Genomic DNA, 19,377 nt, shown 5'->3' with positions numbered 1-19,377 from the left:
ACATCCGGTTTCACCCAATCCACCTGTAAACCAACACGTTGAAAGCAATGTGAAAGCGTGAAACAGGTTTGCAGGCAACCCTCACATTTTTGCTGAAACCAGTCCCGTTCCGCCCTGTTCCTGCTTCCGCCCGCAACCATCATTCACCCGGCGGGCATAAACAGGCACTTTAGCGATGCCAAGTAGGTAGTTAGGCAGACAAAGTAGGTAGTCAGGCGGACAAAGTGGGTAGTTAGGAAAGCCGTCCGAGCCGTGCAAGCATTCACCACGAACGGTGCTTGCATCCACCACGGACGGTGCTTGCATCCACCACGGGCCGTGCAAGCATCCACCACGGGCCGTGCAAGCGTCTACCACGAGCCGTACAAGCGTCTACTGACGAGGAGCAACGCAGGATAAGCGCCCATCCAATTTCACCAACGGATGATTTAAACATCTCTCCAAGCTCAATAAGCAGAATAATTGATATATTTGCAGGGCAAAGAGGTCTGCCGACAGGGACAGACCGATGTTGTATGTTGAACCAGAATAACATCTTTTTTTCCGCAATCATGAACCTGAAACCAATTGAAGAATTGCTACGGCAGACCTATGAGGAAGCCGAATACCCGGCCCTGAAAGAACAAATGACGCGCTGGACCCAGGAAAAGCCGCTGGCTGAGATGCGGGTACTGGACGCTACGCCGGTGTACCGCAACACGCTGCTGAAACACCTGGCTCTGATAGCTGCCGGTGCCCGACTTACGGTCGGCATCTCCCGCGTCATGGCACACGACCCGGCCATCGTCCGCCTGCTGAACGATTGCGACATTCCTGTTTGCGACGCCGACAACAGTAGCGGAGAAACCGACTTCGACCTGATTCTCGACTGTGCCGGCTCCTTCTCCCGCCTGACTCCACGCATCGGCTATGTGGAGCTGACACACAGCGGCATCGACGCGTTTCAGAACAACCGGCGTCCTGTATTCTTTGCCGACGGAGGAAGAATAAAGCGCATAGAAACCTGTCTGGGCACCGGCGAAAGCTACTTCCGTGCCATGCGGCAACTGGGGTATCGGGATTGGGAAGGCCGCAAGCTGGTGCTTTTCGGGTGCGGGAAGGTCGGCTCGGGCATCTTGTTCCAGGCACACGGAAAAGGAATAAAGACGACGGTGGTGACCGATACGGGCTGCCTGCAACCGGACACGGCAAGCTATGCCGCCGAGGTCATCGACTATCGCGACCTGCCACGCATTGTCCAAGCCCTGCAAGGTGCCTATGCCGTGGTGACGGCCACCGGACAGCCGAACGCCTTGGCCGCAATTCCGGCAGAAGCCCTGACGGGATGCGGCGCCCTGCTGGCCAACATGGGTGTGGAAGACGAATACGGGCCGCACATTGCCCCCGAAGCGGTACTGAACAACAAGCTGACACTGAACTTCATTCTGGAAGAGCCCACCCGCTTGCGCTACATAGACGCGACCCTGGCGCTGCACAACGCCGGAGCCGTCTACCTGAAGGAACAGGGCTTTCCGCCCTCCTACCGTTTCCTCTTACCGCCCGAAGCGATTGAAACGGAAATCCTCTCCGTCACCCGGCAAAACGGTTTGTTGGAGAAAGAGCTGGCCTACATCGGCTGACTCTCAGCGAAGCGTGGCGGCTATGCGACGGGCATCGGCCAGGATTTCCTCCTCGCCTTCCACCTTGCGCCCTTGCATCAGCATGCGGCCGTCGCAGATGACGGTATCAATCAGCGAGCTGTCCGCCGCATAGACCCAGTTGCTTTCGGGATGGAACATGGGCGTCATACAGGCACGGTCGTTGCGCACCAGGATTAAGTCGGCAAGGCGCCCCTCCTCGACCGCACCGGCATCCCAACCGAACGTTTCGGCCCCGGCACGCGTAGCCATACGCAGCACCTCGCCCGCCGGCAAGGCTTGCGGCCCGCTGGAAACCTTTGCCAACAGCGCGGCTATCTTCATTTCCTCCCGCATGTCCAGGTTGTTGTTGGACGAACAGCCGTCGGTGGCCAACGTCACACGGCAGCCGGCCTCCAGCATTTTCTGCACCGGGGCAATGCCCGAAGACAGCTTCATGTTGCTGACCGGACAATGCGCGACGGTCACTCCCCGCTCGGCCAGCAGACGGATATCCTCGTCCGTCACATGCACCACATGGGCCGCTATCACGTCGTCTCCCAGGAAGCCCATCCGGTCGAGATAGGCAACCGGCGTGCAGCCATGCTGCTTCAGGCAACTCTCCACCTCACCCTGCGTCTCGCACAGGTGGATGTGGATTTTCTGTCCGTTGCGTCGGGCAGCTTCGGCACTCTTGCGCAGCAGTTCCCCGCTCACGGTATAGACAGAATGCGGAGCAACCGCAAGCGACACCCGTCCGTCCGGCTTCGGTACAAACTGTTCCAGCAGGCCGAAGTTCCGCTCCTGTTCCCGGCTGTCCTGCGTATCGATGAGCAAGACACCCAGCGCGGCCCGCAGCCCCATAGCCTCCACGACCGGAAGCGCCACCTCCTCTTTCCAGTACATGTCATTGAATAAGACCGTGCCCGACTTGATCATCTCCAGGCAGGCCAGCCTTACACCGACACGGATGTGCTCGTCCGTAAAACGGGCCTCGGCAGGCCAGATGTGCTTCTCCAGCCACTCCATCAGGAGCAAATCGTCGGCATAGCCGCGCAGGAGCGTCATGGCGGCATGGTTGTGGGTATTGTAGAACGCCGGGAATACGCTCATCCCTTGCGCGTCCACACACACCGCATCCGGGCTGTCGGGACTGGAGACTGATGCCGACGGATGGGGAACGATGCGGGAAATCCGATTGCCCGTTATGTACAAGTCCACGGATTGCCCCTTCAGCGAAGCATTCCGCACAATGAGTTGATGAATGGCTGCCATATTCGTACCGATTTAGAATTGTTGCAAAGATACGCTTTTCACCCGCTTCTCCACGAGCACCCCATCGTTTTTTACGCAAATCCCCGATTGGCGATGTGGAGAGGCGGTAAAACCGAGGGATATCAATGACTGGCATCAGTCGAATAATGCACGTAATCTACATCGACAAAGCCCTTGTCCTCCTTATTGTTGAAGCAGTAAATTCCGATGCGGTCACCACGGTAGTTTCCCCACACCATCTGGTAAGGAACACCCAACGGATGGAACACATCGCCATCCAGGCTATAATAATAACGGGAAAGTCCGTCCAGTCCCCAACTGGACTTCAACCAGATGTAACGGGTTTCAATCAGTCTGCCTCTCGTCACCTCATCGTTTTTCCGATACTCCAGAAAACATTTCCCTCCGTCCTTCACCACGCCGACAGCCGAATGTTGCGAAGAGAAATGACAAAGCCCGCTTTTCTGTCCATCGGCCAGATGGGCAATGTCCAACTTGACCACCACTTCATTTTCCTTGCTGCGGAATGTCCGCTGCGTCAGCGTATTTCCGGCTTTCAGCAGTTTGTCGGTCTCCAAAGGCCGGAAAGCCCTTAGGCGCAGCCAGCCCGGACGTTCCCGAAGGGAAAAATAAGCTTCGCGCGGCTGGTAATTCCATTGCCACTGCGGAGCATACACAAAACATCTTTCGCTTTAACTCATACAAGTATGCCCCCTCTATATTCAATTCGGTTAATTCCCGAACTCATCATTCAACACAAACCAATTACTCGTATAAATAAAACATCCGTTCCATCAACTTCCATTTGTCGGCAGACGTAGAGCCAGGGAGACAATCTTGAAAACGAGCCACAAAGTCTTCCCACTCTTGTTGACGAGGAAGATGGGAAAGCTGTTCCATTGCCACCTCCCAATCGAAATCTAAGGGTGTTTCAACAATCATAAAAACCCGATTACCATAAATATACATTTCCATTTCCAAAATTCCTATGGAACGAATGCCCTCACGTATTTCTGGCCAAGCTTCCGCTTTACTGTGTATCCGTCGGTATTCTGCTATCAGAGTCGGATTATCTTTTAAATTCAACGTCTGACAATATCGTTTGACCGGCATTGCATATTCTTTCGTTCTATAACCTTGACAATTCTGCATACATCTATATTTGTTTAAATTTATACATTTATTTCTTTACATAAAACCATTTCATTTCTCTTCGTACCGAATCACTTTCACAGGTCCCAGCAACCCCGATACCGTTTTGCCGCGATATGCCGAAGGAATAGTCTGATAATGATTGGAAAGGGTGCTGTAAACCAATACTTCCAATCGGTTATCGCCTGCCACCAGCCAGTCGCTTATGTCCAACCGATAAGGAGACTGCATCAGCACATCCACCGGATTGCCGTTTATCCGAACCTCGCAGGTAGCATTCACACCTCCCAAATCAAGAACAGTCTTCATCCGGGAAGTTTCTTCCGAGATACGGATTTCCTTCCGATAAATGACACCGCCCGAATAGAACTTCAGAGCACCATAACCGGCCCAATTGCCCACGGGCATCTTACCACCCCTGCAATCCAACTTAACCGGCTCTGCAAAACAGGCAGCGCCGACAAATCCCGGCTCCGGTTCGACCGTCATGGTCACCATACAGATGCCGGACGAGTAGTTCTTGCCAAAATCCAGCAAATAAGAATCTGCTGCCGTCTGTTTCAGCCGACGTAACGAAACTTGGCTGCCGTCTATCCACAGTCTCCGCACTTTCCCTTTCAGCTTTATCGTCATCCGTTCCGTACCAGGAGCCGTCTGGAAACGGAATGCCCACACCCCTTTACTGCCACCCTGTACGCTATACTGAAGATATCCCGTCCGATACCACTTCATGGCCACAATTGTGTCGTAGGGATTGTTCTCTTTCGGAGCAAGGCAGTTTTCCGGATAAAACACGACCGCACTGCGCTTGCGGGTGTCGATGCTGTTGCTCTTCTTTTCGGACAATACGTAACTGCCCTTCGGAGTATGCTCATAGACCAGCAACAAGCTGTGCCAGCCTTTTGTCAGAACCGGCTTTTCTGTCTCCAGCAGTTCTCCGTCCAGATAGCAATAGCCGGGTTCCTCGCCTTCCTGCCGAATCCGATACACGCCGTCGGCAGGAACATAAACCTGCGTTCTGAAGAGTTGCAGTCCGTCTTTGTCCAAAATCAGGAAACAGTTGTCCACCTTCCCTTTCAGCCCGTGATAGCCCTGACTGCCCGGCTGATCGAATACACCATATTGCCATGAATAACAATAAGGCTCCCAAGAGCAATCGGGTATTCCGGCCAAACAGCCCCAATGCCAGGAAACCGTATCGGGCAGGGTTACAGTCTCCATGTAGGGGGCATAGCCATAGATAGCGGAACAGTCAGCCTCCATCTCCGTATCTGCCGCAAACCGCTCGTCTGCCGGAATGAACCGGTAAGTAAACTGACGTACCTCGGGACCTATACATTCATCGGCAGCCGGCAAACGGAAGTCTCCCCACTTGTTGTTCATAGTAGGCAGGAACTCAACGTCCCAATCACCGTCAAGCAAAGTTTCATCGGCCAGCCGATATTCCGGTCCTTCCGAACCTGCATAGACCGCTTCACCCGGAGAAAAGACAAACAGCTGCGACTCGTTATATTCGGCATCATACCTGATCCATGTGCCCTGTTTAGTCTGTCGGAGAATGGGCACTTGCGAACAAAGACCGTTCTTCGCATTCCAGCATTCGAGCCGTCCTTTGCTTCTGAAAAACACTTCTTCCCCCTTACGGACATTCATCACCATATAGATATCCTGATTGCCCACCCGCCGATGGAGCACCCGTCCTTTGCCGTCCGAGGTCCGGAAATCGGGAACGGCAAGCAACGAAATCACCAATTCCGGCATCCGGTCGGCATCGGACAACAGACGACCGTTGCTTCCGAACATTTCCTGCAACATCGCACTGACTTCGCTATTCTTCTCGCCCGTCAAGGTTGTAGCCTCGGGCAAAGTCCCGACAGCCAAGACGATGCCGCCCTGTTTATAGAAATCATAAACCTTCTGCAACGTTTCGTGGTGCATGGCACGCATGTCGGCCAAGACCAATATCTTGTATTCCTCGTCTGCCATACGTAGAATACCGGAATCCACCTCTGCCCGTTGCAGCGATTGATAATCGATAAAATCGTAATCCAGTCCGTGTTCACCCAATAAGTCAGCCACTTTCCAGAAATTATCCACCTGTGCGTCCGGATATGCCTGCAGCGATTCGGTGGGGTACATCACAGCAATGTCGCACACATGGCTGCCCTGACTCAGCAGGAAACACATGCGCTGCGCATACTTCAGCCAACGCTTCATGTGCGGCCAATAAGGCATACGGAAATGAAAACAAGGTGGAGCCCACTCCCACCAGCCACCGTGGGTGGAGTAATAGAGTCCATGCAGGCAAAGCAGATTGCCGCCTGCTATGAGGTGAAGATCCAGTTGAGAGGTAAGCCACTCGCCGTTGCTGTCCCATCCCATGCTATGAAAGGCTTCCAACCAGGTGCGCGGACGGCCATACAGATGCGTCACCGAGCTGGAGACTTTAGTCTGCCGATAACTGGAGCCACGGGCAGGAGCATCATTGCCCGGAGCGGTATACCAACTGATGGCCCTGAAATAATCAAGATACTGCAAAGGTTCAAGTCCGCGGCCATTATTGTCACAGCCGTATATCAGTCCGCGCTCGTTGTGCCAGTCGAAAATGGGTTTAAAATAACGTTCTTCGGCCAGTTCCGTCACCACTTGGGCATAATCCAAACGCACTTTAGGAGTAACTTCGCCTACATGTTCCCATAAAGCAGGCAGGTAGGGAAGCACATCGTACCCCTTCCGTTTCAGGAACTCGCCGCGCATGTCCTCGCACCAGGAATAGAGGTTTAAGTCGTAATGCAATTCGTCTTGAAAAAAGTAGTTCAGTCCTTTCCGTCCCTGTTCGTCCAGTTTCTCCTCGAAACGGTTGAAATAAGCCTCAACCAATCGCTTGCCGTAGTCGGGATGCAACTCTGGCGAAGCAGAGGTGGAAATGATAAATACTTTGCAGTCCTTACCGGTAGGAGCCGTCCATTCCAGCTTTCCCGATTTCACACAATCGGTCAGATTGGTTTGTTCGGGATAGGCAACAGCCAGCAGTGTATGTTGGGGCACATCTGCCTCCAACCGTTCGCCAGCCGCCACGGAATAACTGCGGCAATGCAAGCGTCCCTGGTAATCACGGAATTCCTCCGACTGAAGGACTTCATCTACATAGAAGCCGTTTCCAGCCCAACCTACCACATAATCGTCCACTCCAAGGCCTATCCCGCGACGGGCACACTCACCCGAGAATCGATTCCACAGGTTCCACCATTCTTCCGAGTAAAAGGCTGGAATACCTGCGTCGGCACGGCCGAAACTACCATACCCTTGCGCATTGATTTCAACATCCACCAGCGGATGGGTATGAATGTAGCTGACGGAAAGACCATCCGTCGTAGCATCGTCCAAAAGAGATAGCTGTTCAACCAGACGCTCGTACTTCAGCGAATCACCATTCCACCAATAAAAAGGAACATTGCCATACCCACGCGGAGGATTGGCAAACCCCGACCTCAACCCGACATATTCCTCGTATGACGGAAGCGGCTGGGCATTGGATGACAAAAACATACTTCCGAACCCCAGCATACATAAACAAACATACAGAGCAGCCCTTTTCATAATTTCTTATCTTCTTTATCAGATTTCAATCTTTACTTATCCGCTCTCTCCACGCATCGACCAGTTCACCGATGCTGCCTTTCTTCTGATTGCGGAAAGCCATATCGGTATAAAGAGTGGCACACCAACGGCTGGACAGCTTCAATGCCCTCCACTCCTGCCACAAGCCGTCGTAACGGTTAATGACTTCAGCCACAGTTTTCATATCCATCGGCTGCCCAAGCCGATACCGGCCTTCTTCCAGCATCAGCCGCCACATCTGTTCTATCAGCTGGTACTTGATACGTCCATAGGTGCAAGACACCCTTACAGCTTCCTGCAAATCGGCATCGGTACAACAGAACTGCTGCGAGAGTGCCTCTATCTGCTGCCAGATGGCTACGGCTTCACGTTTTTCTGCCAGGACCTTATCTTGAAGGTTGTTCTTCAGCATATCGTTCACTATCGGCGCGTTGGCGACAGCACTGAAGAATTCGTCTCGCGTCCACCAGACATCATTCCAGGTATAACTGTTGCAATGTCCTTTCCGCACACCCTCTACACTGAGCAAGGCAATTTGCCTGAAAAGGTCGGCATTGAAATCATCCAGCCCGAGGCTGTCGGTAAAGGCGCGGAAAAGTTCCTCCTCTGTGCAGGCAGGATTCTGCGCCCAATGTGACACCACGTATGTATTCAGGTCGGTCCAAATCTCGTGTGTGATGTAAGGCCCTTGCCAACCGCCTCCGTTGGACCATGTCATGACTCCCTGCAACTGGTCGCCAGACAGTATGTCGCGGATGCCCCGCGGAGCACCGGCTTCGTTCAGCCTGCCCGTGAAGCAGTGACGGCCAAACTCAATCTCATACCTTGTTTCCGGCCAACCTTCGATGACACCTTTGGCCGTATAGTAAGGATGCGCCCCCTTGCCATAAGCCTCCATGCGCGACTGCGACTCCACAATCTGCTGATGTCGGCCGATACCCAACGTTGGATTGAAAGGCGTCATGCGATGATAGTCGTCCTGCTGGTACTTGACGGAGAAGATGAGATTGGGATGCGGTTCTACCCGTTCGGTAACGGCCAGATAATACTGTGGATTGGTATGAAAATTGTAACCGAAATCCCAAGTGCGATAAAAGAGTTTCTTGTTGTGCTTCACGCAAATTTCCTCGCGCAAGATGTTCAGCAACAGAATATGGTCTTCAATACCAGCCTCGCCCACACGGATCGGACTGCCTCCCATATGATAGGGCGTATCGTGCAGATAAGTTTCGCCAAAACGCAAGGTAAGTCCGTCCAACTGTGGGAAACGACGGAAAATTCCGTCAATCTGCGCTACGAGCAGTTCCTGCGTCCGCTTGCTTTGCAAGTCGGGCTTACGGGCTCGTTCGTCCGAACCTCCGGTCCCGACAACAGCTCCCTGCCCGGTAATCTCGCCACCGTACTCCTTCCACACCGAACGGGGGAAGACTATAAAGTCGGTAAAAGGATAAACGGCTATGCCTGCCCGATGGAATTCGGCCAGCTTCCGGTCGATGTCGGCCGCACGTGACTCAATCCATTCCCGCTCCTCGCCTTGCGGCAAAAGGTTCTTCCGATAATTGTCGTACGTAATGGCGCAATTGATGTGCCAGTGCGTAACGGCTCCCGTAAAACCCTGGCTTTTCAGAAAATCCGGGTCGTTGTATTTGGTCACATAAGGTTTCTCACCCGGATTGTTATGAACCATATCGAGGATGTAGGGCAGGGAGTTTTGGGCAATTAAATGCTGAACACTGAAAAGAAACAGAAAAGTAAACAAGTATTTCTTACACATAGATGTTTATATTCTATTTACGTAGTTTTTTTAATCATATAACTATATACACTAATTGAGCCATTTTATTCTGCTGAGCCGTGCAAGTGTCGAACATATGAATCGCAAGTGTCGTTCACAAGCCATGCAGATACCTGTCCCAATACGTTCATACAGCTACACCCCGCAGGGCAGCAAGAGGAGCCTTTACTTGTTCCTCTTGCCCCAGTGGGTTGTCTGGCCTTCGTATCCGGCAAAGACAATGGTATGTGTACGGGGCTGGCGTTCCCAATCGACTTCGCGCACGACGTACAGCTTGACAGCATTGTCAATCAATAGCATCTGTTTCGACTCGTCAAAGCTCCACGATTTGCCTTCCCACGGACCGGCAGTCACTTTATGGTCGGCAGTCAAAGTCAGTCTGACTGAAGTCTGTTGGGTGCCATACTCATATTTCAGTTCGATATACTCCCAGTTTCCGGCCAATTCGTACTCCTCGACGGGAATGTCGGGAACGGCACCGTAGCGTTCGGGCATCACAAGCGGCCATCCGTCTTCTGTCCAAAGAATACGACGAACATGCCCCATCATTACGGCATTCGATGCATTGATGCCCGGTACGTCTTTGGGCAACCGCGCTTGTGAGGCATAGAACCAGTTGTCGGCCTCATCGCTGAATACACAGCAATGCGAGATGCCTACCCAGCCATTGCTATCGCTGAACTTGTATGGGTGAGTCACCAACGGGAAGGCTTCTCCCCCACTGGCCTCGCTCACATTCGTACCATCGATGCCATAATAAGGCCCCAGAATGCTGGTAGAACGCACAACGCGGGTGTTATAAGGCACATCTACCGCATCGTAAGCCAGGAACAGGTAGTAATAATTGTCGCGATAGACAATGTCCGGTCCTTCGGAACCCTGCCAGCGCGAGTCGTTGCGGCGGGCAATGGTAGTACCGTATGGAACGATGTCGTCAGCCGTTCCCCAAGGCAACGGAAGGGCTTCGACCGGCTTTCCCGTTTCGGGATCCAGTTCCACGGCAGCTATTCCGCTGTGCCATGAGCCATACACCAGCCAGTGCTGGCCTTCGGGCGTGATAATGTAAGAAGGATCTATCGCATTCCACTTGAAGTAACCGCTCCAATAGTCGTTGGGATTATGATACCAGTCGGTACCCTTGTCCGACGACGAGCATATCACAAAGCCCTTGTCCTGCCATACGTTCGAAGCCGGGTCGGAAGTTTCCATCAATCCGATGAAAGCCCGTTCGCCCCATGCCTCCGGATTGTGGTCCGGCTCAATCGGATTGTCAATCACAATGGAGTAATACAAACGGTAGAGCCCGTCGCGTACCTTCCTCGCCACAGGTGCCCAATAGCCATAATTAGGCGATTCGATAGGATCAAGTCCCAAGGTAGAGCGGTATTCATTCAGTTTCTCTTTCACCCAGGCGGGAACCTCTGGCATAGAGCCTCCTAAGTATTCCCAATAGACCAGATCCTTTGAGCGACGGCAATAGAAGTGCCCTCCGCCCTTCTCGGCAGCACCACCATAAGAAGCATCGGTCTGATACATATAGTAGTAACCGTCTTCGGCTTTGAAGACTGTGGGATCGTGCACATTGGCCAGATTCCATTGGTCGTGGTTGATCCAGTCGGCAATAGGCGTATAGTCGTCCGAATAAGTAGGCGGCTCGTAGTTTTCGAGTTCGTCGGGGATACCGGGGTCGAGAGTTGAGAAGGTCTGCACTTCGGAATAAACCAGTCCGGACTCCTTGTCAATAACGTATGCCTTGACGTAGTACATCGTATTCACCGCCAGTTCCTCCAGTGTGACGGAGAAACTGTCCTCGGTGCCAGTGTATTTCACCACGTTGCTCAATGTGTTCGGATTGGGAGCCGTGCTATAACAGACTCCTCTTTCGGTAATGGAAGGAGCAGAAGAAGATATCGTAACACTGACCCGGGCAGAGCTATAAGTGATGTCCTCCACTACAGGTTTATCAACTGCTATTACGACATCTTCCACCACTTCCACCTTGTCACTGCATGCCCCCAAAAGGAGCATGCAGCCTGACAAAATGATGTATAAAAAGGTTTTCATGGTATAGTTTCTATTTTTATTGAGCAGATGCCGGATCTACCACTCCATAGAATGTCACTTCCTTTACATAACAGGACGACATATTGCCAAAGTTCTCCAGTAGTTTAAATCGAATGTAGCGGACAGCCGGCAAACCTTCTGGGAAAATAAACTCGTGTCCCTCCTTGGCAACCTCAATATCTTCATCAGTCACAGTGCCGAGAGGTGATCCGGAAGGTTTCGTAATCTCGCATGTTGCCAGTTTGGTCCATCCGTCCCAACTTCCGTCTTCAGCAGGAGTTTCTTCACATCCCCATACTTCCCACTTCTTGAAGTTGGCTTTGTTGTACAGGTAGACTGTTCCATCAACCAAGTCATAGCTTCTTTGCCAAAAGATGAAACGGGTCAGATTGGACACGACACCCAGATCGAACGTGAACCAGATGGGCAATTCGCTGAAATCATTCGAGTGGTTGATGTCATCCACATCGTACGAATACTCGCCGTTCCACATGTTGCTCATGCTTTTGCCCCAGGCATTCATCGGCATGTCGCCAGGCAGAATAACTTCCTTGAATTTAGACTTATCCAGTTCTCTTTCTACATAGAAAGAATAAGTCTCTTCATCATATTCCGAATAAAACTCATCAATGGCATCAGTTTCGGGTAAATATACCGTCCGCCAACGGATGCTTCCTTCGTAAGCACAATCGGTAATGCGGGTTTGTGTTTCGGCAATGGGCACTTCGATCATCTTCTCTTCACCGTCCAAACCAGTATAATAGACCTCACTCTTCAAAGCGTCGTCTGCCGGACGCCAGGTGATTACAATATCGGTACCGTCTACCACAAACTGATCCATACGACGATTAGTCAGGTTGCTTTCATATAATTCGCCATAAGCATAACCTTCGATAATCGATTCAATGGAGGAATTGCCTTGTGCATCGTAAGTCACAATAGTAAATTCGTATTGGCCTTCATCCAGATTGTCAATCATAGCTTCAAACGGTTCCACACTCTCCACACGATTCACTTCCAATTCCTTTTGCTGCAATTCATTGTCCTGCGAATACCAACTGACGACACACTTCTTCTGTGTTACGCCATACATGTACAGTCCCTTCAATAAAATCCGGTTCTTACCCGAAAAAGCTTCCAAAGAATCGACTTTTCCCACATAAATCTTTTCACCTTTGTCCAAATACGGCTGGATATTCTCAAGCATATCGCCACAAGAGGAAAGCAGGCTTACAAGTACACATATCAATAAATATATCTTTTTCATAACACTACCTTTTAATTTTCAACCGGAATACCATAGAAAGTCACTTCCATCAGATGAATAAACGCAACTCCTGTAAATGTGCTCAAAGCTTTGAAACGAATGTATCTGACCGCCGGAGCATCAACAGGGAACATAAACTCCTCACCAGCTGTAGCATACTCTTTATCTTCGTTCGAGAATTGTCCTACCGGAAGTCCTGAAGGCTTATAACTCTCGCAAGTAGTAAGCAAAGTCCAGCCATCCCAACTACCATCCTGTGATGGTTTGTCAGCTCGTCCCCAGACTTCCCACTCTTTCATATTACCGTGCTGATACAAATAGTCATCATCCAAACGCTGCCAATACAGATAGCGGCTCAAATGTGCTGTTACACCTAAGTCGAATGTGAACCAGATGGGCATCGTAGAATTTTCCTGAGGCGAATGAGCCATATCTCCCCCATCACCATAGTTATGCGAGCCGTTCCATATTTTTGCCATCCAATGCCCCCATGCATTCATCGGAATATCATTATCCAAAATCACTTGTTGAAATTTATTTTTATCCAACTCATATTCTTCCCACGGTATTACAGATGTAAACACCGTATCAGTAGAATTATCCCACCTGTCTCTTACAATCACTCCGAATACTCTTTCTACAGATTCATATCCGCGCACAGTGATACTGATATTTTTAGCCGAAGTATAATTCGTTTGAGCTGTAGTCCACTGGTTCAGTGAATCGGTCGTAATGATTTCTACTGTCAAATCACTTGCTGAAGGATTTTCCATTGTAACCGCTATACCACCAAAGGTTTCAGAAGTTTCCAATGTATTGTATGCTTCTAAATAAGAAGGTGTTAAAGGTTGTATGGTATATTTAGTTGTTTCACCGGCATTCTCCATACGGTCAACCGCATAAAAAGTTATCTCTTTCGGTTCTGTATCACCAAATCCTTCCACTAACAATTTGTTGGAATAAGCCGAAGCACGACTTTCCATTTCTTGTCCGGATGCTAATGTATATTTAGCAACAACGTACATCAAATCTTCATCAGCCGGACCACGGAAATTTATTTCAGCTCCTCCAGCCAACGGAGTATAAGAAAGAATCTCCACTTTTCCGGGAGGTACATTATCATTTGGTCCATAAGGGACGTGCAAATCATCTTCTTTACAACTCATCAGTGAGACTATCATAATCAGTCCCAATAAACAGATATTTTTCATTTTTAATCCTCCTGTTACTTTTACCATCCCGGATTTTGTTTCAAATTCGGATTAATAATTATATCATCATACTTCAACGGCCACAAATAATCTTTTTGCGAATATTTCATTTGGGCAATACTTTGAAGTACATAATAATCTTCGGTAGCTTCCTGATCGACACTCCAACCTTTAACAACAGCATTATTATAAGTATCACGCGCCAATTTCCAACGACGTAAATCATGATAACGTGAACCTTCCAAAGCCAATTCAATCTGTCTTTCCTTACGGATAATCTCTCTCATACCCTCTTTTGTTGAAGGTTTATTCGGATTTATAGAATATTTCTTCCACGACTCCACCACTCCTTCCAAACCGGAACGTTCGCGCACAATATCAATATTATCATATACTTCTTGTGGAACATATTCTCCATTATCGGTCGCTTCATTCAGAGCTTCGGCATACATCAGATACAAATCGGCCAAACGAACAATCGGGAAAGGATATTCCTCGATAACATCGGAAGTTTCTGAAATAATATTCTTATAATAAACCAGTTTCTTTGCATAATATCCCGTAATAGAATACAGAGAGAGCATTGCCATTCCACTAACCTGTCCTTTTTTAGCTTCAATATAATACATATCGTTTGCATCTTCTTTGCCATGACCGTACCAACTTGAGCCATCAAATCCTAATGTTCCATAAAAACGCGGTTCCCGATTGAAGTGTAATTTGGCTGTTGTATATCCTTGCTTAATGAAATACTTGTCGGTTTCCGTAGCAGTCTGTAGCTCGTAACGAGTTGCATAATCGTTACTGTTCGCCACCCAATCCACATCTTCATCAATAGGCACCCCATTTTTCGAGTAAAACATTTCTGCTATATCCAATGTCGGCGCATACAGGCTCTTGCAAGTAAACTGTTTGGCTGCCTGCGACAACAACAATTTGGGTTGACAATTGCATTGCAAGTCATAAGTCCAAGATTTACCACATCCCCAAACCAATTCTTTATTAAAACGTTCAGTTACTGCCTGACGAACATTCATTGAATAGATCAATTGTTCCGGTAGATTGGAAAAGGTTTCTTCTTTAAAATCATACAAACCATGCCCAGCTTCCAAAGCTACGTCCAATGCTTCTTTACAAGCATCAGCTGCAAGCTTCCACTTATTGATGTCGTAAGTTTGTGGGAAATAAGGTTCTCCATCCCAATCTTTAAAGTTTGCATAGTCAGTATTGCCATTAAACAAAGGACTTGCAGCAAGCAGTAAAGTCTTAGCTTTAATAGCCAAAGCTGCCGGTTGTGTCAAACGTCCTAATTCGGTAGCCTCACTATTTATCTTCAACGGCAAATCACCCACCGATTCATCAATCAAGTTCACAATATAATCGACCACCTTCTCTACCTTATCACGCATCACCCGAACTTCATCGGCTGGAGTTGATATAGGCAAATTCTCATCAACAATGGGAATAGGGCCATATAGCTGTAACAGATAAAAATGATAATAAGCCTTCATTACTTTTATTTCAGCAAGCCATCTTCTGCGTTCAGTTTCCTCCAAATCAACAACGCGGCTACGATCTGATACATTTTCAATAAAGATATTACAATCGCGAATGGCCTGATACAAAGCCTTACCACCATAACCGCCATCCCAATAGTTATTTAAAGGGTCGTTTACATTCTGCAAGCCATTGGCTATGCCAAAAGACCACTTGTTGTCAAAATACTGGTCTTCCATCGTGTAGAACCACACATCATTTCCAGCCGTCAGTCCCGGATTATCGCGCAAAGCTCCATACAAAGGAACATACGAATAACAGGTAGCCAAATATTTTTCGGCATTCACTTTATTATTGAATGCCATATCAATTGTAGCTATATTGTCAGGAACAACATCCAGATAGTCCGAACATCCGCAAAGAGATCCGGCTATCAGCAAAGATATTATACTCTTAAGTTTCATACTGCAGTTTTTAGAAATTTACGTTTAAACCGATATTATATACCCTTTGGATAGGATATCCAAGGCCATTACCTCCCATTTCCGGATCCCAAAGCTTAAATTTACTGAAAGTCAACAAGTTCGTTCCACTCAAATAGATACGTACATTGCCTAAACGAACTTTTTTTGTCCATTGCTCTGGTAAAGTATATCCTATTTCCAAGGACTTCAGACGCATGAAAGAACCATCCTGCATCCACCAGGTACTATCCTGAATATTATTGGATATCAATTCGTTTGCCAAGCGTGGCCAGAATGCATAAATGTTTCTGTTGGATTCAGACCAATGGTTGTCGGCAATCACGGACAACAAAGCATTAGAAGACAAAGAAGCATCGCTGTCTGTATCGATAAAAGGAGAAATAGCCTTAGGATCTATCCAAAATGAAGTACGCGCATTTCCTTGGAAAAATACAGACAAGTCAAAGTTCTTATATCCGGCAGAAACACCAAATCCGTATGTAATCTCCGGAGTAGCTGGATAACCAATAGGAACTTTGTCCGCTTCCGTAATTTGTCCGTCACCATCAATATCTTTGTATTTGATGTCTCCAGCCATTACCCGGTCACCGAAGTTCTGTGTCGGCGAGTTGGCTATGTCTTCATCATCTACAAACAAACGTTCGGCTATAAAGCCCCAACGCTGACTCAGATTCTGACCTACCTGACTACGCCACGGAGTACCTGCACCTACATAATCGGGCTCTTCAACTTCCTCGTACCGACTCGTTGCATACGTAAAATTGGCACGACCAGTAATCCACAAATCTTTGTTGATGGAATGAGAATAATCGGCCGACAAATCAATACCTCTACCCGAAGCAGCTCCCACATTGGCACGAACTGCGGCAGTCAGACCCATTGTAGAAGGTATGTAAGAACGGGTCATCAGAATACTATTTCGTTTTTCATAAAACAAGTCTGCCTGAATTTCAAGTTTGTTAAACAATCCTAACTCAATACCGAAATTAGCCTTATGAGCGGTTTCCCATGTAATCAGTTCATTGGCATAGCGTGTGACAGTGATACCATTAATATGATTACCCCAGTTAGTACCAAAGTCCTGGCCTTTTCCGCTGTCATCCATATTGACGTTGGACAGATAGAAGAAACGGTCGTTTACATCACCAATCTGATCGTTACCCACCAATCCATAAGTCACTTTCCACTTTAATTTATTGACTACATTTTCCAACGGCTTCCAGAACTTTTCGTTCGACATCAGATAACCAAGACCGAATGAAGGGAAAAAACCATAGCGTTCATTCTTGGAAAAACGTTCGGAACCATTGTAACCGAAATTGAATTCTGCAAAGTAACGCTGATCGTACGAATAAGTAAAACGCCCAGACAATCCCTGATTTTTCGACGGTAAGGATGCTTGCAAATCACCGGCGTTACTATTCTGCTGTGTACGACGGGTAAACACCAACAAACCGCTTACACCGTGTGCTCCAAACTCACGGTTATAGTTGGCTGCTATTTCCATATAATTGGTAGTCGTCACATCTTTGGCTCCTTCATTATAATTCAAATATTCAGTACCACCTTCAGGATTAAGTAATGTCAGACTGTAAGTATCATTTGCCTGATCGTAAGCACCCAAGCCATAATAATATGGATTGTAATAACGCGACACGTCCGAATAAACATAACGGGTAGTACTAATCAGTCCACGGACACTCAGGCCTTTGGTTATGAAGTCCAGATTTTGTTTCAACTCTCCCTGAGCTACAATAGAGGAACGGTTGTACTCCTTGTAACCTTTCACCATATCGGCATAAGGATTAATATAACTTCCGTCTCCATAATTACCAAACATGATATGAGTATTACCTGCATATTCTCCTACATTGGGATAAGTTTTCGGAAACAATACAGGACTGGTTTTCATTACTTTATTGTACAAAGCATCACCACCGTCAATCGGACCACGGTAATCATCGAACGAACCGTTTACACGAATAATTGCTTCCGTCGTCTTGGTCAGGTTGATGTTGATATTCGAACGAACCGTATATTGACGTAAATTGATGTTACTGTTAAAATCGTTTTGGTTATCCACATTCAGCACACCGTTGTCTTTGTAATAAGAAGCTGCAATATAGTATTTAGCAACAGTACCACCACCACTGATATTAGCAGTAACACGCTGATTCATGGTGTAGTCCTTGAACATTTCGCTATACCAGTCTACGGCAGGGAAGGCATAAGGATTGACGCCTTTGATAGTATTGTCTATTTTCGACTGTGAATAAGGCAATACTCCCAACGGATTACGAGTACGAACGGCTTCGTTATGCAGCTGCATGTAAGTTATCGGGTCAGCCAATTCGATAGTTCGGGCAGGAGCCGATATGGAGTTCTCCACACGTACATTTACCGAAGCCTTACCTTCACGTCCTTCCTTAGTCGTTACCAGAATGACACCGTTTGCACCACGAGCACCATACAAGGCTGTAGCCGTAGCATCTTTCATGATGGAAAAGCTGGCAATATCATCCACATTCAGACGTGCCAAGTCGGCCGTAGTCAGTTCGACGTTATCAATCAGGATCAACGGACTGGCGGCATAGCCGAATGTCGTAACACCACGAATGAAGAAACTGGCATCGTCGTTGCCCGGCTCACCGCTGGTCTGATAGGCTATCACACCCGACATTCTTCCGGCCAGGGCATTGGTCAGGTTGCTGACCGGTACTTTCAGTTCGGTAGGTTTCACTGTGGTAACGGAACTGATGACACTCTCTTTCTTCTGCTTGGCAAAGGCCACAACCGTCACTTCTTCCAATTCATCGATTTTCTGTTTCAGATGGACTTCGTAGTTCTTGGCCGAGCCGACCTTGATAGTTTCCGTCTGATAGCCCAAAAAGCTAACTTCAAGTTCGTCGCCTACACTGACAGAGATTGTAAACTTACCGTCTATATCGGTAATGCAACCTCGCGTAGAGTTTTTGACGATAATCGTGGCACCTGCTACCGGAGCACCAGTTTCATCGAAAATGGTTCCGGTCACTTCCTTTTTCTGTTGTTCTATAACGTTGGCTTCATCGGCACCACTTACCCGCTCTGTGGCATAGGTTCCTAACGGAGCACTTAACAACACACATAAAATCAAAAGAATTTTCTTTCTCATGGCATTAGTTATTATATTCTCTTCAAAATGTTATCCTAAAAACTTCTTTATTCCTTAAATTCCTTTTACCCTTCACACGTTATTCATTATGTACATAACATTCGCTAAAACAACCTTTATTTACCTGACAATCATTATTATATAAAACTACACATCGTATTATGTCTCCTCGCGAAAAAGACATAAAGAGGGCTATCGACGCATATTCCGGACACGGCTTCAACAGGTTGGTTCCCTGCC

The 19,377-nt window shown here is 48.2% G+C and carries 11 protein-coding genes; 1 reads left to right on the top strand and 10 read right to left on the bottom strand.

Features of this window, described 5'->3' with window-relative positions; genetic code table 11:
• The first annotated feature begins 551 nt into the window (after positions 1-551).
• A complete protein-coding gene (locus tag Q1Y74_RS03010) occupies positions 552-1,619 on the top strand; it encodes a hypothetical protein (RefSeq protein ID WP_300812244.1) in 1,068 nt (355 codons plus the stop codon).
• A gap of 3 nt (positions 1,620-1,622) precedes the next feature.
• Here Q1Y74_RS03010 and Q1Y74_RS03005 read toward each other — a convergent pair whose 3' ends face one another.
• The 10 genes from Q1Y74_RS03005 to Q1Y74_RS02960 all read right to left on the bottom strand — a co-directional run bounded on the left by Q1Y74_RS03005 (position 1,623) and on the right by Q1Y74_RS02960 (position 19,137).
• Entirely contained in the window at positions 1,623-2,891 is a 1,269-nt protein-coding gene (locus Q1Y74_RS03005) for an amidohydrolase (RefSeq protein WP_300812243.1), read from the bottom strand.
• 122 nt (positions 2,892-3,013) lie between these two features.
• Entirely contained in the window at positions 3,014-3,568 is a 555-nt protein-coding gene (locus tag Q1Y74_RS03000) for a hypothetical protein (protein ID WP_300812242.1), read from the bottom strand.
• Between the two features lie 88 nt (positions 3,569-3,656).
• Entirely contained in the window at positions 3,657-4,043 is a 387-nt protein-coding gene (locus tag Q1Y74_RS02995) for an L-rhamnose mutarotase (RefSeq protein WP_300812241.1), read from the bottom strand.
• Positions 4,044-4,094: 51 nt separating this feature from the next.
• Positions 4,095-7,643, bottom strand: coding sequence for a glycosyl hydrolase (locus tag Q1Y74_RS02990; RefSeq protein ID WP_300812240.1), 3,549 nt, complete (start codon positions 7,641-7,643; stop codon positions 4,095-4,097).
• Between the two features lie 25 nt (positions 7,644-7,668).
• Positions 7,669-9,438 carry a hypothetical protein gene (locus Q1Y74_RS02985; protein WP_300812239.1) on the bottom strand — a complete coding sequence of 590 codons (1,770 nt, stop codon included), beginning with the start codon at positions 9,436-9,438 and terminating at the stop codon, positions 7,669-7,671.
• A gap of 186 nt (positions 9,439-9,624) precedes the next feature.
• Positions 9,625-11,523, bottom strand: a complete 1,899-nt coding sequence (locus Q1Y74_RS02980; protein ID WP_300812238.1) for an arabinan endo-1,5-alpha-L-arabinosidase — start codon at positions 11,521-11,523, stop codon at positions 9,625-9,627.
• Between the two features lie 16 nt (positions 11,524-11,539).
• Entirely contained in the window at positions 11,540-12,790 is a 1,251-nt protein-coding gene (locus tag Q1Y74_RS02975) for a DUF4998 domain-containing protein (RefSeq protein WP_300812237.1), read from the bottom strand.
• Positions 12,791-12,801: 11 nt separating this feature from the next.
• Positions 12,802-14,028 carry a DUF5000 domain-containing lipoprotein gene (locus Q1Y74_RS02970; protein WP_300812236.1) on the bottom strand — a complete coding sequence of 409 codons (1,227 nt, stop codon included), beginning with the start codon at positions 14,026-14,028 and terminating at the stop codon, positions 12,802-12,804.
• Complete coding sequence (locus tag Q1Y74_RS02965) at positions 14,022-15,962, bottom strand: RagB/SusD family nutrient uptake outer membrane protein (RefSeq protein WP_300812235.1); 1,941 nt, start codon at positions 15,960-15,962, stop codon at positions 14,022-14,024. The genes Q1Y74_RS02970 and Q1Y74_RS02965 overlap by 7 nt, the downstream gene beginning before the upstream one ends.
• Before the next feature lie 10 nt (positions 15,963-15,972).
• Positions 15,973-19,137 (bottom strand): TonB-dependent receptor, encoded by a 3,165-nt coding sequence (locus Q1Y74_RS02960; RefSeq protein ID WP_300812234.1) that lies wholly within the window; start codon positions 19,135-19,137, stop codon positions 15,973-15,975.
• Positions 19,138-19,377: the final 240 nt, after the last annotated feature.

Source organism: uncultured Bacteroides sp. (assembly GCF_949298305.1).
GTDB lineage: Bacteria > Bacteroidota > Bacteroidia > Bacteroidales > Bacteroidaceae > Bacteroides.
This window is presented reverse-complemented; position numbering and strand designations above follow the sequence as displayed.